General features: G+C 57.7%; 21 protein-coding genes. 10 read left to right on the top strand and 11 right to left on the bottom strand.

The genetic code is table 11. From position 1 onward, the window contains the following. Positions 1-86: 86 nt before the first annotated feature. Positions 87-1,151 (bottom strand): tRNA preQ1(34) S-adenosylmethionine ribosyltransferase-isomerase QueA, encoded by a 1,065-nt coding sequence (queA, locus tag RRF55_RS16880; protein WP_002890390.1) that lies wholly within the window; start codon positions 1,149-1,151, stop codon positions 87-89. A 64-nt stretch (positions 1,152-1,215) separates the two neighbouring features. Next, on the bottom strand, positions 1,216-1,332 hold the full coding sequence (locus RRF55_RS16875) for a hypothetical protein (RefSeq protein ID WP_004218831.1): 117 nt from the start codon (positions 1,330-1,332) through the stop codon (positions 1,216-1,218). A 74-nt stretch (positions 1,333-1,406) separates the two neighbouring features. Between RRF55_RS16875 and acpH the strand changes: the two genes are divergently transcribed. Continuing rightward, the gene (gene acpH, locus RRF55_RS16870) at positions 1,407-1,988 is read left to right on the top strand and encodes an ACP phosphodiesterase (protein WP_021312312.1); all 582 of its coding nucleotides are present in this window, start codon (positions 1,407-1,409) and stop codon (positions 1,986-1,988) included. A 127-nt stretch (positions 1,989-2,115) separates the two neighbouring features. Continuing rightward, a complete protein-coding gene (locus RRF55_RS16865) occupies positions 2,116-2,718 on the top strand; it encodes a peroxiredoxin (RefSeq protein ID WP_002890386.1) in 603 nt (200 codons plus the stop codon). 123 nt (positions 2,719-2,841) lie between these two features. Here RRF55_RS16865 and RRF55_RS16860 read toward each other — a convergent pair whose 3' ends face one another. After that, positions 2,842-3,009: a hypothetical protein gene (locus RRF55_RS16860; protein WP_032427897.1), complete on the bottom strand. Its 168-nt coding sequence runs from the start codon at positions 3,007-3,009 to the stop codon at positions 2,842-2,844. A 55-nt stretch (positions 3,010-3,064) separates the two neighbouring features. Between RRF55_RS16860 and RRF55_RS16855 the strand changes: the two genes are divergently transcribed. The 5 genes from RRF55_RS16855 (at position 3,065) to fba (ending at position 7,131) form a co-directional block, all read left to right on the top strand. Then, the gene (locus tag RRF55_RS16855) at positions 3,065-3,508 is read left to right on the top strand and encodes a PTS sugar transporter subunit IIA (RefSeq protein WP_002890380.1); all 444 of its coding nucleotides are present in this window, start codon (positions 3,065-3,067) and stop codon (positions 3,506-3,508) included. Positions 3,509-3,513: 5 nt separating this feature from the next. Next, positions 3,514-3,801 carry a PTS sugar transporter subunit IIB gene (locus RRF55_RS16850; protein WP_002890376.1) on the top strand — a complete coding sequence of 96 codons (288 nt, stop codon included), beginning with the start codon at positions 3,514-3,516 and terminating at the stop codon, positions 3,799-3,801. Between the two features lie 20 nt (positions 3,802-3,821). Then, positions 3,822-5,213 carry a PTS ascorbate transporter subunit IIC gene (locus tag RRF55_RS16845; RefSeq protein WP_004151345.1) on the top strand — a complete coding sequence of 464 codons (1,392 nt, stop codon included), beginning with the start codon at positions 3,822-3,824 and terminating at the stop codon, positions 5,211-5,213. Positions 5,214-5,278: 65 nt separating this feature from the next. After that, the gene (locus RRF55_RS16840; protein WP_002890372.1) at positions 5,279-6,241 is read left to right on the top strand and encodes a carbohydrate kinase family protein; all 963 of its coding nucleotides are present in this window, start codon (positions 5,279-5,281) and stop codon (positions 6,239-6,241) included. A gap of 35 nt (positions 6,242-6,276) precedes the next feature. Further along, entirely contained in the window at positions 6,277-7,131 is an 855-nt protein-coding gene (fba, locus tag RRF55_RS16835; protein WP_004218830.1) for a class II fructose-1,6-bisphosphate aldolase, read from the top strand. Positions 7,132-7,189: 58 nt separating this feature from the next. Here fba and RRF55_RS16830 read toward each other — a convergent pair whose 3' ends face one another. The 3 genes from RRF55_RS16830 to RRF55_RS16820 all read right to left on the bottom strand — a co-directional run bounded on the left by RRF55_RS16830 (position 7,190) and on the right by RRF55_RS16820 (position 10,456). After that, positions 7,190-9,058: an amidohydrolase gene (locus RRF55_RS16830; RefSeq protein ID WP_130974903.1), complete on the bottom strand. Its 1,869-nt coding sequence runs from the start codon at positions 9,056-9,058 to the stop codon at positions 7,190-7,192. A 24-nt stretch (positions 9,059-9,082) separates the two neighbouring features. Next, a complete protein-coding gene (locus RRF55_RS16825; RefSeq protein ID WP_130974902.1) occupies positions 9,083-9,628 on the bottom strand; it encodes an antibiotic biosynthesis monooxygenase in 546 nt (181 codons plus the stop codon). 186 nt (positions 9,629-9,814) lie between these two features. Beyond that, positions 9,815-10,456, bottom strand: a complete 642-nt coding sequence (locus RRF55_RS16820; RefSeq protein WP_125346328.1) for a hydrolase — start codon at positions 10,454-10,456, stop codon at positions 9,815-9,817. A gap of 266 nt (positions 10,457-10,722) precedes the next feature. On the opposite strand from RRF55_RS16820, the gene RRF55_RS16815 reads away from it, so the two are divergent. Further along, a complete protein-coding gene (locus RRF55_RS16815) occupies positions 10,723-11,625 on the top strand; it encodes a LysR substrate-binding domain-containing protein (RefSeq protein WP_002890353.1) in 903 nt (300 codons plus the stop codon). Here RRF55_RS16815 and malZ read toward each other — a convergent pair. From malZ to phoB, 5 genes are all read right to left on the bottom strand, one after another. Beyond that, positions 11,622-13,439, bottom strand: a complete 1,818-nt coding sequence (malZ, locus tag RRF55_RS16810) for a maltodextrin glucosidase (RefSeq protein WP_125346330.1) — start codon at positions 13,437-13,439, stop codon at positions 11,622-11,624. The genes RRF55_RS16815 and malZ overlap by 4 nt on opposite strands. A 151-nt stretch (positions 13,440-13,590) precedes the next feature. Continuing rightward, entirely contained in the window at positions 13,591-14,964 is a 1,374-nt protein-coding gene (gene proY / locus RRF55_RS16805) for a proline-specific permease ProY (protein ID WP_009485323.1), read from the bottom strand. Positions 14,965-15,050: 86 nt separating this feature from the next. Further along, a complete protein-coding gene (gene brnQ, locus RRF55_RS16800; protein ID WP_004144627.1) occupies positions 15,051-16,370 on the bottom strand; it encodes a branched-chain amino acid transporter carrier protein BrnQ in 1,320 nt (439 codons plus the stop codon). Between the two features lie 413 nt (positions 16,371-16,783). Beyond that, entirely contained in the window at positions 16,784-18,079 is a 1,296-nt protein-coding gene (gene phoR / locus RRF55_RS16795) for a phosphate regulon sensor histidine kinase PhoR (protein WP_002890344.1), read from the bottom strand. 21 nt (positions 18,080-18,100) lie between these two features. Next, a complete protein-coding gene (gene phoB / locus RRF55_RS16790) occupies positions 18,101-18,790 on the bottom strand; it encodes a phosphate response regulator transcription factor PhoB (RefSeq protein ID WP_002890343.1) in 690 nt (229 codons plus the stop codon). A 182-nt stretch (positions 18,791-18,972) separates the two neighbouring features. Here phoB and sbcD point away from each other — a divergent pair, with 182 nt between their 5' ends. Both sbcD and RRF55_RS16780 read left to right on the top strand, forming a co-directional pair. Continuing rightward, positions 18,973-20,178, top strand: a complete 1,206-nt coding sequence (sbcD, locus tag RRF55_RS16785) for an exonuclease subunit SbcD (RefSeq protein ID WP_023284724.1) — start codon at positions 18,973-18,975, stop codon at positions 20,176-20,178. Beyond that, on the top strand, positions 20,175-21,001 hold an 827-nt coding region (locus tag RRF55_RS16780), incomplete at its 3' end, for an AAA family ATPase (RefSeq protein WP_154236276.1). The genes sbcD and RRF55_RS16780, both read left to right, overlap by 4 nt.

Below are 21,001 nucleotides of genomic sequence, written 5' to 3'. Positions count from 1 at the left end.
CAGTCCGACGTTTTCATACTCGCCACGGAATGATTCCGTAGCTAAAAAATGCGTTATGGCGTCTACAAGCCGGCGTACCGGCCTTTTCAGGGACGCTCAGAAATAGCCTGCGGATTGTACGTGATAAACATCGCATCCCCGTAGCTAAAAAAGCGATATTTCTGCTCAACCGCCACCTTATAGGCGTTCATGGTGTGCTGATAACCCGCAAACGCCGACACCAGCATAATCAGTGTGGATTCAGGGAGATGGAAGTTAGTCACCAGCGCATCGATCACCTGGTACTGATAACCCGGGTAGATGAAAATCTGCGTATCGTCGAAGAACGGCGCGATCAGCGCGTCTTTCGCCGCCTGCGCCGCGCTCTCCAGCGAACGTACCGAGGTGGTGCCCACCGCGATCACGCGGTTGCCGCGCGCTTTCGCCGCCAGCACCGCATCGACCACCTCCTGCGGCACTTCGGCATATTCGGAGTGCATGGTGTGCTCTTCAATGCTGTCGACGCGCACCGGCTGGAAGGTGCCCGCGCCCACATGCAGGGTGACAAACGCCATCTCAACGCCTTTGGCGCGCAGTTTGTCCAGCAGCGGTTCGTCGAAATGCAAACCGGCGGTCGGGGCGGCTACCGCGCCCGGCCTGGTGCCATAGACGGTTTGATAGAGCTCGCGGTCGGCGTCTTCGTCCGGGCGGTCAATATAGGGCGGCAGCGGCATATGGCCGATCCCGTTAAGGATCTCCAGCACCGGGCGCTCGTCGTTAAACTCCACTTCAAACAGCGCGCCATGACGCGCCAGCATCGTGGCCTTAATGCTCTCGTCATCGCCCAGCAGCAGCTCGGCGCCCGGCTTCGGCGCTTTTGAGGCGCGAATATGGGCCAGGATGCGCTTATCATCCAGCATCCGCTCCACCAGCACTTCAATCTTGCCGCCGCTGGCCTTGCGGCCGAACAGACGCGCCGGGATCACCCGGGTGTTGTTAAACACCAGCAGATCGCCGGGATTGAGCTTATCGAGGATGTCGGTGAAGGTGCCATGCGTCAGCGCGCCCGTCGGCCCGTCCAGGGAGAGCAAGCGACAGCTACTGCGCTCAGGCATCGGATAGTGGGCGATCAGAGATTCGGGTAGTTCAAAAGCAAAATCGGTAACGCGCATGACGGTAACTCAGACTGAATAAAGAGGCGGGTAGTCTAGTGCCGGGGCGGTCTGGCTGCAACCTTTACCCCTCCGGATGAATGACATAATCTATATTCCAAATCATTCCGAATGCCGCCATGCGGCAACCGAATGCCTTACCGGTGGCAAAGGTGCCGCGCGCGGCCAGACAGCATGCCATTCGGCCACCGAGGCGCCGTTCAGCGCAACATCGGTGTTTCCACCTGCCCGCTCGTATTTAAAGGATGTCGTTTTATGAATTTTCTCGCCCACCTGCACCTGGCCCATCTCGCCGACAGTTCGTTGCCCGGCAACCTGATGGCCGACTTCGTGCGCGGCAACCCGCAGGGCGACTATCCGGCGGAGATCATCGACGGCATCTTTATGCATCGGCGGATTGACGTGATGACTGACAACCTGGCGGAAGTCAAAGAGGCGCGGGAGTGGTTTCGCCCGCAGACCCGCCGCGTCGCCCCCATCACCCTCGACGTCATGTGGGATCATTTCCTGTCCCAGCACTGGGCGCAGCTCTCCCCTGACCTGCCGCTGGACGAGTTCGTACGCTACGCCGAGCGGCAGATCGTCCCCATCCTGCCCGACTCGCCGCCCCGCTTCGTCAATCTCAATCAATATCTTTGGTCGGAGCGCTGGCTGGAGCGCTATCGGGAAATGGATTTTATTCAGCGCGTGCTGAACGGCATGGCCAGCCGCCGTCCACGTCTCGAGGCGCTACGCGACTCCTGGCAGGATCTGGATACCCATTACGACCGTCTGGAGACGCAGTTCTGGCGCTTTTATCCGCAGATGATGCGCCAGGCAGAAAACAAACAGCTGTAATAGCCACGTCATTGATAGGTAAAAGCTGGCTGAACGATTGTTAGCGCCTCTTTGTGTTATTGCCGGACAGGCTCTATACTTGCCCGCGTTGCGTTCCAAATAACCTTAGTAATTACAGGAGAATCAAATGGTTCTGGTCACTCGTCAAGCGCCGGATTTTACTGCAGCCGCTGTGCTGGGTAATGGTGAGATCGTTGAGAAATTCAATTTCAAACAGCACACCAACGGTAAACCTACCGTTCTGTTCTTCTGGCCGATGGACTTCACCTTCGTGTGCCCGTCTGAGCTGATCGCGTTCGACAAACGTTACGAAGAATTCCAGAAACGCGGCGTGGAAGTGGTTGGCGTTTCCTTCGACTCCGAGTTCGTGCACAACGCATGGCGTAACACCCCGGTAGACCAGGGCGGTATCGGCCCGGTTAAATACGCGATGGTTGCTGACATCAAACGTGAAATCCAGAAAGCTTACGGTATTGAGCATCCGGACGAAGGCGTAGCGCTGCGCGGCTCCTTCCTGATCGACGCCAACGGCATCGTTCGTCATCAGGTGGTTAACGACCTGCCGCTGGGCCGTAACATCGACGAAATGCTGCGTATGGTTGACGCCCTGCAGTTCCACGAAGAGCACGGCGAAGTCTGCCCGGCGCAGTGGGAAAAAGGAAAAGAAGGTATGGCCGCCTCTCCGGAAGGCGTTGCAAAATACCTGACCGAAAACGTTTCCAGCCTGTAATCGGCACGCGTTTTAATAAAAGGCTCGCTCAGGCGGGCCTTTTTTGTTAGCGGCGTCAAAATTTAAGAAAATGACCCGCCGATATTTGTGACCAGCGATACACTTCTGGCGAAAAAATTCGCTCTACCTCTCACTTTTTCTCTGCCAAATTTCAGCGTCAAAATACAAAGTCTTCATAACAGACTGAAAAATATATAAATTATTTATATCGTTTTCTGCCGGTACTTTGCCGTCGATGTGATCCCCATCAATATTTAAAACCGCGGATGTGATCTCATCCATCATTTTCATCAATGTATTTGGTCATGATTTAACTCAGGAACAGGAATACGTTCAGGAGCTGAGGATGGAAATTATTTTTGACCCGTCGTTAATCGCCCTTAAGCAGAATATTTCCCGTGCGGAAGAGGCCATCGAACTGGCGGGTTCATTACTTGCCAGGCGCCAGATTTGCAGCGCCGAATATGTCAACGAGATGCTGACGGTATATGAAGATTTTGGCGCCGCCATCGTGATAGATGACGGGATTGCCATGCCGCATGCCCGCCCGGAAAAAGGGGCATTACAGACCGGGTTCTCACTTGTCACCACCGCCACGCCAATCTCCTTCGGCCACGATGAGTTCGATCCGGTTTCCGTGGTCATCGCGATCGCCGGCGCCGATGCTGACAGTCATATCAAAATGATCCAACTGATAGCCTCGCTGATCGAGTCAGATATTGTGACCTTTCTTCAGCAGGAAAATGACGTTAATTCAGTCTTACATTTCATTCAAAAACAAATGGAGTAGTCATTATGTTAGTTATCAGAACGGTTTGTGGTAACGGTATTGGCAGCTCATTGATGGCTGCGAATAATGTGAAAAAGATCTGTGACGAATTAGGCATCAAAGCGGACGTCGCCTCGGTCGATTTTGCTAACGCCGTCGGGGAAAAAGCCGACCTTTACGTCACGATAAAAGAACTGGCAAATCAATTTCCGGCCCACTGTCATGTCGCCATCATTCGCAGCTACGTCCATAAAGCGAAGATCGCCGAGGATATTACCGATGCGCTGATGAAAATTGCTGCGACTCACTCTTAATCAGCATAGAGGGAACGACCATGCAGGCTATTCTTAGTTTCTTAACGGAAATATTCAGTCAACCCGCCTTTTTAATGGGGCTTATCGCCTTTGTTGGTTTAGTGGCACTGCGCTCCCCTGGCAATAAACTGCTTACCGGCACATTGAAGCCGATTTTAGGCTATTTGATGTTGAGCGCTGGGGCAGGCGTTATCGTTGCCAATCTCAATCCGCTGGGCGGTATTATCGAGGCCGGATTTAATATCCGCGGCGTTATTCCGAACAATGAAGCCATTGTCTCCGTCGCCCAGAAGATGCTGGGCGTGGAAACCATGAGTATTTTACTGTTAGGCTTTATTTTCAACCTGATTATCGCCCGCTGTACCAAGTATAAATATATCTTTCTGACCGGCCATCATTCGTTCTTTCTCGCCTGCCTGTTCTCCGCCGTTCTGCAGGCGGCGGAGTTCCAGGGCTGGATGTTGATCCTGATCGGTGGATTCCTGTTGGGCTCATGGTCGGCCATCTCCCCGGCCATCGGTCAGCGTTACACCAGGCAGGTAACCGAAGACGGCGGGATCGCCATGGGCCATTTCGGCTCTCTCGGCTACTACCTCTCGGCATGGATCGCCAGCCGGACCGGCAATCCGGCAAATTCCTTCGCCGATACCGAAATTTCAGAAAAGTGGGGCTTTCTGCGCGATACCACGGTCACCACCGGTATCGTGATGTTTGTTATCTACTTTGTCTGCAGCGCTGTCGCCGGGTCGGCGTACCTGAGCACCATCACCGACCAAAACATGCTGATCTTCTCGGTGCTGACCGGTCTGCAGTTCGCCGTTGGCGTAGCCATTGTCTATAACGGCGTGCGGCTGATCCTCGGCGATCTGGTGCCGGCGTTCCAGGGCATCAGCCAGAAGCTGATCCCGGACTCCATCCCGGCCGTTGATTGCGCGGTGTTCTTCACCTTTAGCCCCACCGCGGTGGTAGTGGGATTCATCAGCTCCTTTGTGGGCGGGCTGGTCGGGATGCTCTTGCTCGGCGGGCTGGGCATGGCGCTGATTATTCCCGGCATGGTGCCGCACTTCTTCTGCGGCGGCACGTCCGGCGTCTTCGCCGACAAACTGGGCGGTAAGCGCGGATGTATCATCGCCTCCTTTATCGGCGGGATCTTCCTCGCCTTCCTGCCGGCGATGCTGCTGCCGGCGCTCGGCAACCTCGGGTTTGAAAACAGCACCTTCGCCGATTTCGACTTCGCGGTATGGGGCATCATTATCGGGAATGCTTTCACCCAGTTTGGTCAGATCACTATCTATCTGATTTGTCTGGCGCTGCTCGTCGCGCTGCTGGCGCCTTTCTGCTTCCGTCACGTCCAGGTGGTGGGCAACACGCTCAGCTATGAGGAGCTGACGGCGAAGCAGAAAAATGAATAAGCGAGGTCATTTTTCCCGGCGGGAGGGCCACGCTTTCCGCCGCTGACAAATAATCAGGAGTGGTTATGGCTATTTTGTCCATTGGATTTGCTTGTTTCGATCAGTTTTTCTTTCTCAATGAATGGCCCCAGGAGAATACCAAAAACTTTTGTCATGATTTTATTGAAAGCGGCGGCGGTCCGGCGGCCAATGCGGCCTGGCTGCTGGGATTATGGGGCGAGGAGGTTTATTACATTGGTCATCTGCAGCAGGACCTTTACGGTCAGCGCATTATCGATGAGTTTGCCGAGGCGGGGGTGGATACCAGCCAGGTGGTTTTCTCCGATGACATGATCACCCCGCTGGCCTCGGTGCTGGTCAATCGCTTAACGGGTTCGCGGACGATTATTACCCGCAAGATGCAAACGCCGCCTTCCCTGACCTACGAGCAAAAGCTCAAACTGGACGACCTCGCCGAGCGACTGATTGCCAGCGAGGAGCCGGTCACCATTTTAATTGACGGCCATGAGGCGGAAATCAGTGAATATTTAATTAAGAAACTGCCCAACGCCAGGGTCGTGATGGACGGCGGGTCACTGCGCGCCAGCAATATTAAACTGGCGGCCTGGACTGACTATTTTGTAGTGAGCGAACATTTCGCCCGCGATTATATGAGCTATCGCTCGCTGAGCACCGAAGCAGAAATTAAAGCGGCCCTGATTGAGTTGAATAAAATTTGCCGCGGTGAAGCATTTATTACCCTTGGCGAAAAAGGCTGCGCTTTTTTAAAAAGCGGTATGCTGCAGATCGTCCCGTCCTGGCTGTGCAATGCCGTTGATACCACCGGCGCCGGGGATGTATTTCACGGCGCCTTCACCTATGGCGTCCATTACTCATGGCATATCGATAACATTATTTTATTTGCCAGCCTGACCGCCGCCATTTCTATTGAGAAAAAAGGGGTTCGGGAATCGATGCCGGACCTGGCGGTCGTCCACCACTCGTTAAATAGCTACGAGAGAAACTTAACGCAATATTTTGAAGAATAACTGCATTTAATAAATATCAAGAGGTGAATATGTTAGTGTCGATGAAGGACATGCTTCAGCATGCCCTGCGGGACGGCTACGCCGTCGGTCAGTTCAACATTAATAATCTGGAATGGGTCGGCGCCGTATTAAGCACCGCCCAGCAGTGCCGCTCACCGGTTATTTTGGGGGTGTCCGGCGGCACGGTTAAGCATATGCTCGGGTTAAAATGTATTCATGACATCGTGGTTAACGCCATGGAGTATTTGCATATTGATGTTCCGGTGGCGCTGCATCTGGATCATGGCACCTCCCGGGAGGCCTGCGAAGCGGCGATCGCCGCCGGCTTCAGTTCCATTATGTTTGATGGCTCGCATCTGCCGTTCAGGGAAAACCTGGCCATTACCCGCCACCTGGTGACGCTGGCCCACAGCAAAGGTATCTCTGTGGAGGCCGAACTGGGGACCATCGCCGGCAGTGAAGACGGCATTGTCAATTCCGAAGTCATCTACGCCGATCCGCAGGAGTGCTACACCCTGGTGACAGAAACCCAGGTGGATTGCCTCGCCGCCGCGCTGGGCTCCACCCATGGTCTGTATAAAGGTAAAGCCCGGCTGGGATTTACCGAGATGAAAGCCATTGCCGAGCAGGTGAAGGTTCCGCTGGTGCTGCATGGCGGCACCGGAATTGCCGATGAGGATATGCGCCGGGCGATTGCCTGCGGCACCGCCAAGATTAACGTTAATACCGAAAATATGTACGCCTGGTGCCAACAGGTGAAAGCAATTTTCGCCGCCGACACCGGGCACGATGTGAACGATCCGCGGAAAGTCATCGCCCAGGGACTGCAGCCGGTACGCGAGATGATTGCCCGCCGCATGGCGCTCTTTGGCTCAGAGCAGCGCTATTGACGCCGGGCCTGCGGCTGAAACCACCGCCCCGACGCTGCCGGGGCGGTGGTTTCAGGTATCAAAAAGCAAAGCAGGAACAGCCCAGCACGCCCCAGAAGGCCTGCTCGTCAGAGACCGGAATCGACGACTTACGCGCAATATCATGCTGATGGCCGTGGACGCCACAGCTACCGCAGCACTGGTGCATCTGCACCATGGCGCCGATTTTAGCCGTCGCCGGCGGAGCGGAACGGTAATGGCCCGGGACCTTCACCACCGGCGACCACTCCGGCAGCACCGGGATCGGCGGCGGCGCCAGCGGCGAGAAGTGACCGGCGGCGTACACCACTTTGCCGTCAACCACCGTCAGCACCGACTCAATGCCTTTGATCTCCTCTTCCGCGACGCTGAAGTAGTCTTTCGACAGCACCACCAGATCGGCAAGCTGACCGGCGGCCAGACGGCCTTTCTTGCCCTGCTCGCTGGAGAACCAGGCGCTGCCCGCCGTCCACAGCTCCAGCGCGACATCGCGCGGCAGGCGGTTGGCGTCGTCATACATCGCCATCCCGCCAACGGTGCGCCCGGAGACCAGCCAGTACAGCGCGGTCCACGGGTTATAGCTGGCGACGCGGGTCGCATCGGTGCCCAGCCCCACCGGCACGTCCAGCGCCAGCATCTTTGCTACCGGCGGGGTATGTTTCACCGCCTCTTTGCCGTAGCGATCGACAAAATATTCGCCCTGGAAGGCCATCCGATGCTGCACCGCAATACCGCCCCCCAGCGCCTTCACCCGCTCAATGTTACGCTCGGTAATGGTCTCGGCATGATCGAAGAACCAGTGCAGGCCATTAAACGGGATATCGCGGTTCACCTTCTCAAACACGTCCAGCATCCGGCTGATGGACTCATCGTAGGTGGCATGCAGGCGGAACGGCCAGCGATGCTCCACCAGATGGCGTACCACCCGCTCCAGCTCATCCTCCATGCCTTGCGGCAGATCCGGCCGCGGCTGCAGGAAATCTTCAAAATCCGCCGCCGAAAATACCAGCATCTCGCCGGCGCCGTTGGCGCGATAGAAGTCAGTCCCCTGCCCCGGCTTCAGCATGTCGGTCCAGCGTTCAAAATCCTCCAGCTCCTGCTTCGGCCGCTGAGTAAACAGGTTGTAGGCGATGCGCACGGTCATCTGATCTTTCGCGTGCAGCTGTTCGATAATCTCGTAATCTTCCGGATAGTTCTGGAAGCCGCCTCCGGCGTCGATGGCGCTGGTCAGCCCCAGTCGGTTCAGCTCGCGCATAAATTGACGGGTGGAGTTCACCTGCAGATCCAGCGGCAGCTTCGGCCCCTTGGCCAGCGTAGCGTAAAGGATCATGGCGTTCGGTTTGGCGATCAGCATCCCGGTCGGGTTGCCGTGGCTATCGCGGGCGATCTCGCCGCCCGCCGGATCCGGCGTCTCTTTGGTATATCCCACGGCTTTCAGCGCCGCACGGTTCAACAGCGCGCGATCGTAGAGATGGAGCACAAACACCGGCGTATCAGGCGCCGCCTCGTTCAGCTCTTCCAGGGTCGGCATCCGCCGTTCAGCGAACTGAAATTCGTTCCAGCCGCAGACCACCCGCACCCACTGCGGGGACGGCGTGCGATCCGCCTGATCCTTCAGCATTCGCAGGGCATCCGCCAGCGAGGGGACGCCCTCCCAGCGGAGCTCAAGGTTGTAGTTCAACCCACCGCGGATCAGGTGCAGGTGAGAATCGTTGAGGCCCGGGATCACCGTATGCCCTTTGAGATCGACGATTTGCGTCCCCTCGGCGGCAAAGCTCATGATCCGATCGTGACTTCCGGTGGCAACAATTTTTCCGTCGGCGATGGCCACGGCTTCCGCCAGGGGATTCGCACGATCGAGGGTATGAATCTGACCGTGGGTCAGAATCAGTGTGGCAGTTTGCGACATAACGCACTCCTTGAGGAGGCTGACTCAGTTTTTCTTCAACCAGCCAGCAAACAGGCGGGTCACGATGGGCATCCAGAACCAGACCACCAGCGCAACCACACAGGCATCATTGATGAGGTGCAGCAGCAGGCTCCCCTTAAGCGACGGCAGCAGCATGCCGGTCACCGCAGGCACCAGGTTGGTGCTGGGGAAAATCACCAGCAGGGTGATCAGAAACTGTTTCCAGCGCCGCGGCTGGCGTACGTTCACCGTCGGCGGGGTAAACCAGAAGGCCGGTTCAGTCCGCACCTCAGTCCGATCGCCTTCCGTCAGCAGTGGGGCAATCTCAGCCACCAGTTGCCGACGGGTTTCCGACTGCGTCCAGGCGTAGAGGTGCTCCAGGGTATCGAAGCGGATTATGACGCTCCACAGATTCTGCCCTGCGGCGGGCCGGATCACATTCGCCCCAAGATGGCCGGGAAATTCTGCCGCAATGGGCATAATTTTACCGAGCCACTCTTCGTAGCGCTGGCTGTGTTGCGGATCGAGCAGATGGCTGATAACCAGGGTCATCGATTTTTGCTGCGCCATGACGAGTTCCTTGCTTCAGGGAAATGGCCGGTTTTCTCCTGCCACTCTCCATAAATGATCTGACACAACATCCTTCATGCTGCGTTGAAGCGGCAGGCGGGCACGTCCCCGTGAACTTGAATAAATTCAGTAGCTGGGGACGGACAAACGCAGCCAACAACGCAGCAGCCTGAAGGATGGAGTGATTTACGCTTTACGCTCCGGCGCGCCATGCACCATGGTATAAGCGTAATCGACGCCCATCCCGTAGGCGCCGCTGTGTTCGCGCACCAGGTCCATTACCGCACCGTAGGTCGCTTTGCGCGACCAGTCGCGCTGGTACTCCAGCAGCACCTGCTGCCAGGTCACCGGCACCGCCCCCGCCTGCACCATCCGGTCAATAGACCGCTCATGGGCGTCGACAGAGGTGCCGCCGGAGGTATCCGTCACTACATAGACCTCGTAGCCCGCCTCCAGCGCCATCAACGCCGGGAAGGTCAGGCAGACTTCGGTCCACAGAGCGGAGATCACCAGCTTTTTACGGCCGGTCGCTTTCACCGCTGCCACAAACGCATCGTCTTCCCAGGAGTTCATGGAGGTACGTTCAATCGGCTTGACGTCAGGATGCACGGCCAATAATTCCGGCCAGATATAGCCGCTAAAGCTTTTGGTCTCTACGGAGGTATAAATCACCGGTACATTAAAAATTTTGCCCGCTTTTGCCAGCGCCACGGTGTTATTTTTCAGGGTCTGGCGATCGATATTCGCCACGCCAAAGGACATTTGCGGCTGATGGTCAATAAAGATAAGCGCGGAATTAGTGGGATCGAGCAGTTCACGAATAGACATTAAATACCTTCTTAATCAATTAGTTAAAAAGATGACATGATGATTAATGCGTCGTGTGGATCCTGACTGATAAAGCATGGTGAGTATAGCCAGTTATTTCTAACAAGTTATTAAGGATTTTTTATGGTTTATATTTTTTGCCGCGACCAGGATTTATTCACGCCTGTTTTAATCAAATTTTTACGCCAAACTGTTCTGATTTATTCACTGGCTTTGATTATTGCGCTTAGGTACAACAGAGAAAACAAATTAATGGATAGCTTCATATGCGCGTAAACTTTGATGTTTTGATGATCCTTGATGCCCTTGACCGCCACGGATCCTTCGCCACCGCCGCGGAGTCGCTGTATAAAACCCCCGCCGCTCTGAGCTATATGATCCAGAAACTGGAGAGCGATCTGAACATCGTGCTGTTGGATCGTTCCGGCCATCGGGCAAAATTTACCGATACCGGGCGGCTGATGCTGGAGAAGGGGCGACAGCTTTTAAGTGCCGCCAGAGATCTGGAAAAGCAGGCCCAGCAGCTGAGCGCGGGCTGGGAGCGAGAGCTAGCCATCGCCCTTGACGCCTCATTTCCCTTTTCGGCCCTGCTGCCGCTGATCGCCGAGTTTTACGCGCAAAACCCACAGACGCGACTGAACTTCAGCCATCACACCCTCGCCGGTTCGTGGGAAGAGCTGACCCATCATGGGGCGGATATTATCCTCGGCGCCATCAATGAGCCGCCCACCTCCGCGGAGTGGTCATGGCAAACCCTCGGCGCGTTGGATAACATTTTCGTCGTCGCCCCCCATCACCCGCTGGCTCAGGCGAAGGAGCCACTGGCCAATAAACAGCTCAGCCAGCATCGGGCCATCGTGATCCGCGACAGCGCCCGCTATTGCCATCCGCTCAACAGCAATCTCCTCGACGAGCAGCCGCAAATCGGCGTCGATGATTTCGCCAGTAAAGTCGAACTATTGTGCGCCGGGCTGGGCTGCGGCTTTCTGCCGCGCCATATCGCTCGCCCGTGGCTGGTAAAAGGCAGTCTGGTGGAGAAAAGCGTCGCCTGCTGGCGGGAAAAGGATATTACCTATATGGCCTGGCGCAGCGGGAATGATGGGCTGGCTCAGCGCTGGTGGCGGGAGGCGCTCCTCCGCGGCGACCTGCTGAGCCAGCTCTACCATTAACGGCCGGACCAGACGTTGGCGGAGATGGCCGGGAGGGTCAGCACCCCGTCCTGGAAGGCGCCGGCGCCCTCCTGCAGCGTCCACCCGGCCACGTTCAGCAGCGGGGAATCTTCAATAACCACCTCGCAGGCTTCCCCGCGGTTAATCGCCACCAGCACCCGCTGCTGTTTGTAGACGCGGACAAACACCACCACGTTATCCTCGGCGTAAATCACCTGACAGCCGCCGTAGCGCAGCGCCTGGTGGGCCTTACGCAGTTTCGCCATCCGCTGATACAGCGCCAGCAGCTGGGTATCCTGCAGCGCCGGATCCCACGGGAACGGCTTGCGGCAGAACGGATCGTTATTGCCATCCACGCCCACCTCGTCGCCATAGTAGATGCACGGTACCCCCGGCCAGCTGAACAGCCACACCACCGCCAGCGGCAGGCGCGCTACGTCTTTGCCAAGAAGAGATTTAAAACGCGCCGTATCATGGCTGTCGAGCTGGTTGAACATCCGCAGCTGCTGCTGATGCGACAGCCCGGCGCGATAATTATCCATCCACGCCATACAGGTCTGGGCGTCTATTTTCTGCGGATCGTAAGAAATATCGGTATTGGCGAGGAATCCCCAGATCGGGAAGGTGAAGCCGCGATAGTTCATCGCCGCGTCTTCGGCATCCGCCTGCAGCCACTGGCGCGCGTCGCCAAAATGTTCGCCAAAGACAAAAGCTTCCGGCTGCGCTTGCTTCGCTGCCTGGGTAATGCCGGCGATATGCTGCAGGTTATTCCGCGCCCCGCCGCCTTCGCCCAGCATATGCACCACGTCCAGACGCCAGCCGTCCATGCTCCATGGCGCCTTCAGCCAGTGGCGTACGATACTGTCTTCACCGGCATAGATCTCGTTGACCAGGCTGGTCGACCGATAGTCGAGCTTCGGCAGACTGGCATAGCCCAGCCAGTTGTGCGCCTGCCCCTCCTCTGAGAAGGTAAACCAGTCGCGCCACGGGGAGTCCGGATCGTGGCCGGCGCCGCCGCTGCCCTGCTGGTGACGGTCGAACCAGGGATGGGAATCGCCGGTATGGTTGAACACGCCGTCGAGGATCATGCGCATTCCCGCCCGCAGGGTGTTGTGGCGCAGCCGGAGCAGCGCCGCGTCGCCGCCAAACTGCGGATCGACGCGCCGATAATCCTCGGTATCGTATTTATGCACGCTGGGGGCGGCGAAAACCGGGTTCAGATACAGAGCGGTTACGCCGATCTGCTTCAGGTAGGGAAGTTTTTCGCTGATGCCGTCGAGATCCCCGCCGTAGAACGTCGACCCGCCCGCCTCGCCGGTAAGCGGGTCGTCCCACGCCTTGCGCACAATCTCCCGTCCCGCCGCGTGATGGTAATAGACCGCATCCTGGTCGGCGTCACGCGCGGCGCTGCGGGCAAAGCGATCGGGGAAAATTTGATAGAACACCTGATCGGCCACCCACTGCGGGCCGGCGTCCGGCAGGTCAATGGCGAACTGCTCCAGTCGGGCCGGCGGGAATCGGGTGAAGCCTTGTGGCGTAAACCAGCGCTGATGGTCGGCCCACAGCAGCTTAAAGCTGTAGCGGCGGCGCGGCTGGCCGCTGGCGAGAGAGATTTCGCCGCGCCATGCCACCACGCCTGGCTGCGGCGCCTGGCGGAGCCGCTGCATCGGCAGCGACAGCTCTTCGTTATCCTCTTCCGCGCGCAGCGTGATCCGCTGCGGCAGCGACTCACCGCTTAACCACAGAGTAATAAACAGTCGGTCCTGTTGCACCTTGATAAAGGGTGCAACCGGAAGGTGCCATGCCTTCAACATCGTGAATCCTCATTGTGCAGAATGGGCACACCTTGCCATAGCCGCCGGGCGCAGAACTCATCATCTCAGAACTTTTTGGGGGAGGATAACGGGGGAGGACGCGGGACCGCAAGCCGCCCCGGCCGCGCGATGCTGACCGGGGCGATGTCGATTACTGAGCCTGCGCCAGGCGGCGCTCACGGCGGGTCTTAAAGACCCAGCCGAGCAGCAACAGCGCAATCCACGCCATACCGACGTACAGCGAGATGCGGGTGTCCGGATGATAGCCGATAAGGGCGATAATAAAGGCCAGGAACAGCAGGCCGATCACCGTGGTCAACACCCCGCCAGGGACTTTGAATTTCAGCGCCTTAACCTCTTCGGGCGACAGACGGCGGCGGAAGGCTATCTGTGACAGCAGGATCATAATCCACACCCACACCGTGGCGAAGGTGGCCAGGGAGGCGATCACCAGGAAAACGTTCTCCGGCATGATGTAATTTAGGTATACCGCAAACAGCAGCGCAATGGTCATCACCATCACCGTCACCCACGGAATACCGCGACGCGACGTTTTAGCGAACACCTTCGGCGCGCTGCCCTGCTCAGCCATGCCGTGCAGCATACGGCCCACGCCGAACACGTCGGAGTTAATCGCCGACAGCGAAGCCGTCAGGACCACGAAGTTAAGAATACTGGCCGCGAAGGTAATGCCCAGATGCTGGAAGGTCAGGACGAAGGGGCTGCCGTCGGTTCCCACCTGATTCCACGGGTAGATGGACATAATGACGAACAGCGTGCCGACGTAGAACACCAGAATGCGCATCGGCACCGAGTTGATGGCGCGCGGAATGGATTTCTCCGGGTCCTTCGCCTCACCGGCGGTAATGCCGATGATTTCGATGCCGCCGTAAGCGAACATCACCATCTGCAGCGACATAACCATTCCCAGCCAGCCGTTGCTGAAGAAGCCGCCGTTGCTCCACAGGTTATGAATCCCCGTCGGCTGGCCGCCGTTGCCGATCCCCCAGATAATGATGCCGAACCCGGCGAGGATCATGATGATAATGGTGGCCACTTTGAAGAACGAGAACCAGAACTCCAGCTCGCCAAACACCTTGACGCTCATCAGGTTGACGGCGCAGATGATCAGCACCACGCTGAGCACCCAGATCCAGTGCGGCACCGTCGGGAACCAGACGCCCATGTAGATGCCGAAGGCGGTAACGTCGGCGATGGCGACGATCAGGATTTCAAAGCAGTAGGTCCAGCCGGTGATATAGCCCGCCAGTCCGCCGAGGTTTTCCTGGGCATAGCGGGAGAATGAGCTGGCGGCAGGGTTATGCACCGACATCTCACCGAGCGCCCGCATAATGATATATGCCGCGACGCCGCCGATAATGTAGGCCAACAGTACGCTGGGTCCGGCCATTTTAATGGCGTCGGCCGAGCCGTAAAAAAGCCCGGTGCCGATGGCGGAACCCAGGGCCATAAAGCGAATGTGCCGGGTGCTTAGCCCGCGCTTAAGCTTGTTACTACTTTCCATCGTGGTTTTTCAATGCCGTTTAACACAAAAAATAAAAAACCACGGAACCCGAAGTCCCGTGGTTAAACGCTTGTCCTCACCGCCGGTTAATGCGCGCTGGAAGTCACCTGACGTCCGGCTGCGCGATCCCAGATCACCGCGAGAATGGTCATCACGGCGGTGGGCATCAGCCAGGCCAGGCCCTGCTCCGCCAGCGGCAGACGCGCGGTCCAGTCCGGCAGAATCGCGGCAAATGCCGATGACTTAATCCCGTCAATGATACCAAACATCAGGCTGATAAACATGGCCGGCGCGATAACGCGGGACGAATTATGCCACCAACTGCGGGTAAAGCTTAATACAACCAGTGCGATACACGGCGGATAGATAGCGGTCAGCACCGGAATCGATACCTGGATCAGATGGCTAAGGCCCAAATTGGAGACCGCCATGGAGAACAGGCCGAGAACAAAGACCAGCGTGCGATAGGAGAACGGCAGATACTGGGCAAAGAACTCAGCGCAGGCGCAGGTCAGGCCCACCGCCGTCACCAGGCAAGCGATGAAGATCAGCGCCGCCAGCAGGAAACTGCCCGCCCCGCCGAAGGTGTGCTGCACGTAGGCATGGAGGATCGCCGCGCCGTTGGCGGACTGATCCACGAGAGTAGCGCTGTCAGAGCCCAGACGGAACAGCGCCAGATACAGCAGGGTCAGGCCGACGCCCGCCATCAGGCCAGCCCAGACGGTATAACGGGTCAACAGACGCGCTTCGCTGACGCCGCGTGAGCGAGCGGCATTAACAATCACGATGCCAAATACCATCGCGCCGAGGGTATCCATGGTCAGGTAGCCGTTGACGAAGCCATTGGAGAATGGTGCCGTACGATACGCTTCCAGCGCGTCGCTGATCGGGCCCGCTGGCCAGATGATGGCGGCGACCGCCAGCACAATCAGGGCGATAATTTTCAGCGGCGCAAGGAAATTGCCCACGGTGTCCAGCAGTTTGCCCGGATAGAGGGAGACCAGAATCACCAGCGCGAAGTAAATAACGCTGTAGATCAGCAGCGGCAGCGGGCCGTCGCCGGTCAGCGGGGCAATACCGACTTCAAAGGAGACGGTCGCGGTACGCGGCGTCGCGAACAGCGGTCCTACCGCGAGATAGCACACCACCGCCAGCAGGATACCGGCCACTTTACCAATCGGGGTGCTCAGGCTTTCAACGCCGCCGCCGACTTTCGCCAGCGCCACCACCGTCAGCACCGGCAGACCCACCGCAGTGATCAGGAAGCCGATCGCCGCCGTCCAGACGTGCTCGCCCGCCTGTAAGCCAACCATCGGAGGGAAAATAATGTTGCCTGCGCCAACGAACAACGCGAAGGTCATAAAGCCCAACGCTATGATGTCGCGAGATTTTAACTGATGGGTCATAAATTCATTACTGCCTGTGGATGTGGTGTTGTAAAAAAATGGAAAAATACCGCGCTCCCCTCTCAGGGACGATACAGCGGCCATTGCCGGTAAACTCAGCGAGATATGCTCCCGAAGCGGCGTGGGAAAGAATTGTTTTTGGTATTACCACGCAAAAGCAGTCTGTCATCGACTGCGCAGGCGCAATTTAAACGCTTATAACGTTTTAAAGCAAGGCACGATCGCAAAAGCAGATGATTATGCTGGTTATGTCTTTAACACCAGAATCATTTACCATATTGATAGAAAACCCGTGGCTTATCATGCGAACAAAAAAGCAGCGCACGCTCATTAAATAGGCGAGAAAAAACGACTGCCAATGAAAATGACCAGCTGAAGCTGGTCATTGGCAAGATAAACTGACAGCGCGTCGATCAGGCGTCATTTTTGGCAATTAATCGTTCCGGGAGCAGGAAGCTAAAGCGGGTTCCCTTGCCCACCGTGCTGTCGATTTCCAGCCGGCTGTCATGATGGTTAACCGCGTGTTTGACGATCGCCAGTCCCAGGCCACTGCCCCCCGTTTGCCGGGAACGGGCTTTATCCACCCGATAAAAACGCTCGGTCAGACGGGGAATATGCTCCGGCGCAATGCCTGGCCCGTTATCCTCGACGCTGAACAGCGCTCCCTGCGGGGTTCGCTGCCAGCTGACGCGAATTTCGGTCCCCGGCGGGGTGTGGTTCACCGCGTTATAGACCAGGTTGGAGATGGCGCTGCGCAGCTGCTCCTCATTACCCAGCACCTTGAGCTGCTCATCGACGGTGAAGATCAGCGTCTGTTTCTCCTGGCTGAGAGTTTGCGCCTCGCGCTCCACCACCCGCAGCATCATCGGCACGTCGATGCGATCATTCATCGCCAGCGCCGGCGCGGCTTCAATACGCGACAGCGTCAGCAGCTGCTTCACCAGGCCTTCCATACGTTGAGTTTGCTCCCGCATGGTGTGCAGGGCTTTTTCTCGGGTCGCCCCCTCCAGCACCTGCTCCTGCATCATCTCCAGATAGCCCTGCAGCACCGTCAGTGGGGTGCGCAACTCATGGCTGACGTTGGCGAAAAAGTTCCGCCGCGCCCCTTCCAGCTGATGCATCTGCGTCACGTCGCGCGCCACCATCAGCCACTGCTTGTCGCTGTAGGGCATCACGCGAATTTCCAGATGACGGGCGTTATTCAGCACCAGATTGAGCGGCTTTGAAAAATCGCGCTGTTTCAGATAGTTGGCGAACTCAGGATAGCGCAGAAGGTTAAGAATGTTTTGGCCACTGTCGTCCGGCCAGCGCAGGTTTAGAATCTGCTGCGCCAGGCCATTACACCAGAAAATAGCCCCCTCTTCCGTGGTCAGGACGACCGCATCCGGTAACGATTCCGCCCCGCTGCGAAAGCGTTTAATCAGGCTTCCCAGCTCGCGCCGACGCTTTTTATTACGCATCTGCATCTGGTGCAGACCATACAGCAGCGGCTCCCAACTGCCGCGGCCAGGCGGAGGAGTCATGCTCCGGTCCACCCACAGCCACCACGACAGGCGCATCAAATTCCAGAAATGCCAGATCAGCAAACCGGTCACTGCCGCCAGTAAAAACCACGGCAGATGCCCCACAAACGCCCCCAGAATCAGGGCCGGAATACACGCTAAAAAGAGCTCCAGCGCCAGCCTTTTCCATGACAGCCGTTCCAGCACGGGTCACACTCCTGTCAAAATTCAGAAACGGGCGGAGAAACGATACCCCGTGCCGCGAACCGTTTGCACCATACGATCATGGCCACTGTGTTCCAGCGCTTTGCGCAGGCGGCGAATATGGACGTCCACCGTGCGGTCTTCCACATAAACGTTGGTCCCCCAGACGTGGTTCAGCAGCTGTTCGCGGCTGTACACCCGCTCCGGATGGGTCATAAAGAAGTGCAATAATTTAAATTCCGTCGGTCCCATATCCAGCGGACTGTCGCCGGTCATTACCCGGTGCGATGAAGGGTCGAGGCTCAGCCCCTGCATTTCGATCACCTCTTCCACCGCCATCGGTGAAATACGGCGCATCACCGCTTTGATTCGCGCCACCAGCTCTTTCGGAGAGAAAGGCTTGGTGATGTAGTCATCCGCGCCGGTCTCCAGGCCGCGAACGCGATCCTCTTCTTCTCCACGCGCGGTCAGCATCACTACCGGAATATCCCGCGTCATCGCCTCGCGCTTGAGCAGTTTAATAAACTGCAGCCCCGAACCGCCCGGCAGCATCCAGTCCAGGAGAATCAAATCAGGCCAGGGTTCATTGAGTTGATTCACCGCGCTGTCATAATCTTCCGCTTCGACAGGCTGAAAGCCATTTTGCTCCAGAACAAAGCAGACCATTTCGCGGATTGGAGCTTCATCTTCAACGACCAGAATTCTTCTCGCCATTATTTACCCTGTGTTTTTTAGCCATCAGTATAGAAGTGCGGCGTCATTATGCGTCACTTTTGTGACAGATTTATGAAAAAAATGACCGTCTGATGATCAGGTATTTTGAAGCACGACGCGGACTTACCCCTCACTAACAAGTGGTATACTGCCACCCATGCTTTTTTCGCTAGGGAAGATTTATGCGCCTCCTTCACACCTCCGACTGGCACCTGGGCCAGAATTTTTACAGTAAAAGCCGCGCGGCCGAACACGACGCTTTTCTTACCTGGCTACTGGACCGCGCGCAGGAGCATGAAGTCGACGCCATTATCGTGGCTGGCGATATTTTTGATACCGGCTCGCCGCCGAGCTACGCCCGCGAACTGTATAACCGTTTCGTCGTCCAGTTGCAGCAGACCGGCTGTCGCCTGGTGGTGCTGGCGGGCAACCACGACTCGGTGGCGATGCTCAATGAATCCCGCGATATCCTCGCCTTCTTACACACCACCGTGGTGGCGAACGCCGGCTACGCGCCGATTGAGCTGCCGCTGCGCGACGGCACGCCGGGCGCCATCTTCTGTCCGGTGCCGTTTTTACGCCCGCGCGAGCTGGTGACCAGCCAGGCCGGTCACTCCGGTCGGGAAAAACAGCAGCTGCTGCTGCACGCCATCAGCGACTATTATCAGGAGCAGTATCAGCAGGCCTGCGCGCTGCGCGGCGATCGGCCGCTGCCCATCATTGCCAGCGGCCATCTGACCACCGTCGGCGCCAGCAAAAGCGATGCCGTCCGCGACATTTACATCGGCACACTGGATGCCTTTCCGGCGCAACACTTCCCCCCTGCCGACTACATTGCGCTGGGCCATATTCACCGGGCGCAGATGGTCGGCGGCTGCGAGCATATCCGCTACAGCGGCTCGCCGCTGCCGCTGAGCTTCGATGAAACCGGCAAAGCGAAATCGGTGCATCTGGTGAGCTTTAGCGAGGGGCGACTTAGCGCCGTGGAAACCCTGGAGGTGCCCGTGACCCAGCCTCTGGCGGTAATCAAAGGCGATCTGGCCGCCATCACCGCCCAGCTGGAGCAGTGGCGCGGCGTCGAGCAGGACCCGCCGGTGTGGCTGGATATCGAAATCACCACCGAGGACTATCTGCACGATATTCAACGGCATATTCAGGCGCTAACGGAGGATCTGCCGGTGGAAGTGCTGCTGGTGCGCCGCAGCCGCGAGCAGCGCGAGAAAATACTGCTCAACGCCCAGCGGGAGACGCTCAGTGAACTGAAGGTGGAGGAGGTATTCGAGCGCCGGCTGGCGCTGACCGAAATTGACGAGATGAAGCGCGCCCGGCTGCATGAGCTGTTCGCCCATACGGTGCATACGCTCACCGCGGAGGACGAAAACGCATGAAAATCCTCAGTCTGCGCCTGAAAAACCTCAACTCCCTGAAAGGGGAATGGAAGATAGACTTTACCGCCGAGCCGTTCGCCAGCAATGGCCTGTTCGCCATTACCGGCGCCACCGGGGCCGGGAAAACCACGCTGCTCGATGCCATTTGCCTGGCGCTCTATCATGAGACGCCGCGCCTGAACAAGGTCTCCCAGTCGCAAAACGACCTGATGACCCGCGATACCGCCGAGTGTCTGGCGGAAGTCGAATTTGAAGTAAAAGGCATCGCCTACCGCGCTTTCTGGAGCCAGAACCGGGCCCGTAACCAGCCGGATGGCAATCTGCAGGCGCCCCGCGTCGAGCTGGCGCGCTGCGCTGACGGCAAAATCCTCGCCGATAAAGTCTCGGACAAGCTGGAGCAAACCGCGACGCTTACCGGCCTCGACTATGGCCGCTTCACCCGCTCGATGCTGCTTTCCCAGGGGCAATTTGCCGCCTTCCTGAACGCGAAGCCGAGCGATCGCGCGGAGCTGCTGGAGGAGCTGACCGGCACGGAAATCTACGGCCAGATTTCAGCCATGGTCTACGAACAGCACAAAGCCGCTCGCCATGCGCTGGAGAAGTTCGAAGCCCAGGCGGCGGGCATCGTCCTGTTGACGGAGGCCCAGCAGCAGGCGCTGCAGGAAAGTTTGCAGGTACTTACTGACGAAGAAAAAGCCCTGCTGGCCCAGCAGCAGAGCCAGCAGCAGCAGCTCCAGTGGCTGACCCGCCGCGACGAGCTGGCGCAGCAGCAGCAGCAGGCCGCCACCCGGCAGCAGCAGGCCCGCCAGGCGCTGGCGGACGC

It is taken from the genome of Klebsiella sp. K47 (assembly GCF_051858335.1).
Lineage (GTDB): Bacteria > Pseudomonadota > Gammaproteobacteria > Enterobacterales > Enterobacteriaceae > Klebsiella > Klebsiella pneumoniae.
Note: the sequence above shows the minus strand (reverse complement) of the source record. Positions and strands in the feature narration are given on the sequence as shown.

Excerpts from the sequence above, each read along its gene's own strand:
- RRF55_RS16845 (WP_004151345.1), top strand. The coding sequence starts at position 3,822 with ATGCAGGCTATTCTTAGTTTCTTAACGGAAATATTCAGTCAACCCGCC.
- RRF55_RS16850 (WP_002890376.1), top strand. The coding sequence starts at position 3,514 with ATGTTAGTTATCAGAACGGTTTGTGGTAACGGTATTGGCAGCTCATTG.
- RRF55_RS16820 (WP_125346328.1), bottom strand. The coding sequence starts at position 10,456 with ATGTCTATTCGTGAACTGCTCGATCCCACTAATTCCGCGCTTATCTTT.
- queA (WP_002890390.1), bottom strand. The coding sequence starts at position 1,151 with ATGCGCGTTACCGATTTTGCTTTTGAACTACCCGAATCTCTGATCGCC.
- acpH (WP_021312312.1), top strand. The coding sequence starts at position 1,407 with ATGAATTTTCTCGCCCACCTGCACCTGGCCCATCTCGCCGACAGTTCG.
- malZ (WP_125346330.1), bottom strand. The coding sequence starts at position 13,439 with ATGTTGAAGGCATGGCACCTTCCGGTTGCACCCTTTATCAAGGTGCAA.
- RRF55_RS16860 (WP_032427897.1), bottom strand. The coding sequence starts at position 3,009 with ATGAAAATGATGGATGAGATCACATCCGCGGTTTTAAATATTGATGGG.
- sbcD (WP_023284724.1), top strand. The coding sequence starts at position 18,973 with ATGCGCCTCCTTCACACCTCCGACTGGCACCTGGGCCAGAATTTTTAC.
- proY (WP_009485323.1), bottom strand. The coding sequence starts at position 14,964 with ATGGAAAGTAGTAACAAGCTTAAGCGCGGGCTAAGCACCCGGCACATT.
- RRF55_RS16865 (WP_002890386.1), top strand. The coding sequence starts at position 2,116 with ATGGTTCTGGTCACTCGTCAAGCGCCGGATTTTACTGCAGCCGCTGTG.
- phoB (WP_002890343.1), bottom strand. The coding sequence starts at position 18,790 with ATGGCGAGAAGAATTCTGGTCGTTGAAGATGAAGCTCCAATCCGCGAA.
- RRF55_RS16825 (WP_130974902.1), bottom strand. The coding sequence starts at position 9,628 with ATGGCGCAGCAAAAATCGATGACCCTGGTTATCAGCCATCTGCTCGAT.
- RRF55_RS16855 (WP_002890380.1), top strand. The coding sequence starts at position 3,065 with ATGGAAATTATTTTTGACCCGTCGTTAATCGCCCTTAAGCAGAATATT.
- brnQ (WP_004144627.1), bottom strand. The coding sequence starts at position 16,370 with ATGACCCATCAGTTAAAATCTCGCGACATCATAGCGTTGGGCTTTATG.
- RRF55_RS16815 (WP_002890353.1), top strand. The coding sequence starts at position 10,723 with ATGCGCGTAAACTTTGATGTTTTGATGATCCTTGATGCCCTTGACCGC.
- RRF55_RS16840 (WP_002890372.1), top strand. The coding sequence starts at position 5,279 with ATGGCTATTTTGTCCATTGGATTTGCTTGTTTCGATCAGTTTTTCTTT.
- RRF55_RS16830 (WP_130974903.1), bottom strand. The coding sequence starts at position 9,058 with ATGTCGCAAACTGCCACACTGATTCTGACCCACGGTCAGATTCATACC.
- RRF55_RS16875 (WP_004218831.1), bottom strand. The coding sequence starts at position 1,332 with ATGGCATGCTGTCTGGCCGCGCGCGGCACCTTTGCCACCGGTAAGGCA.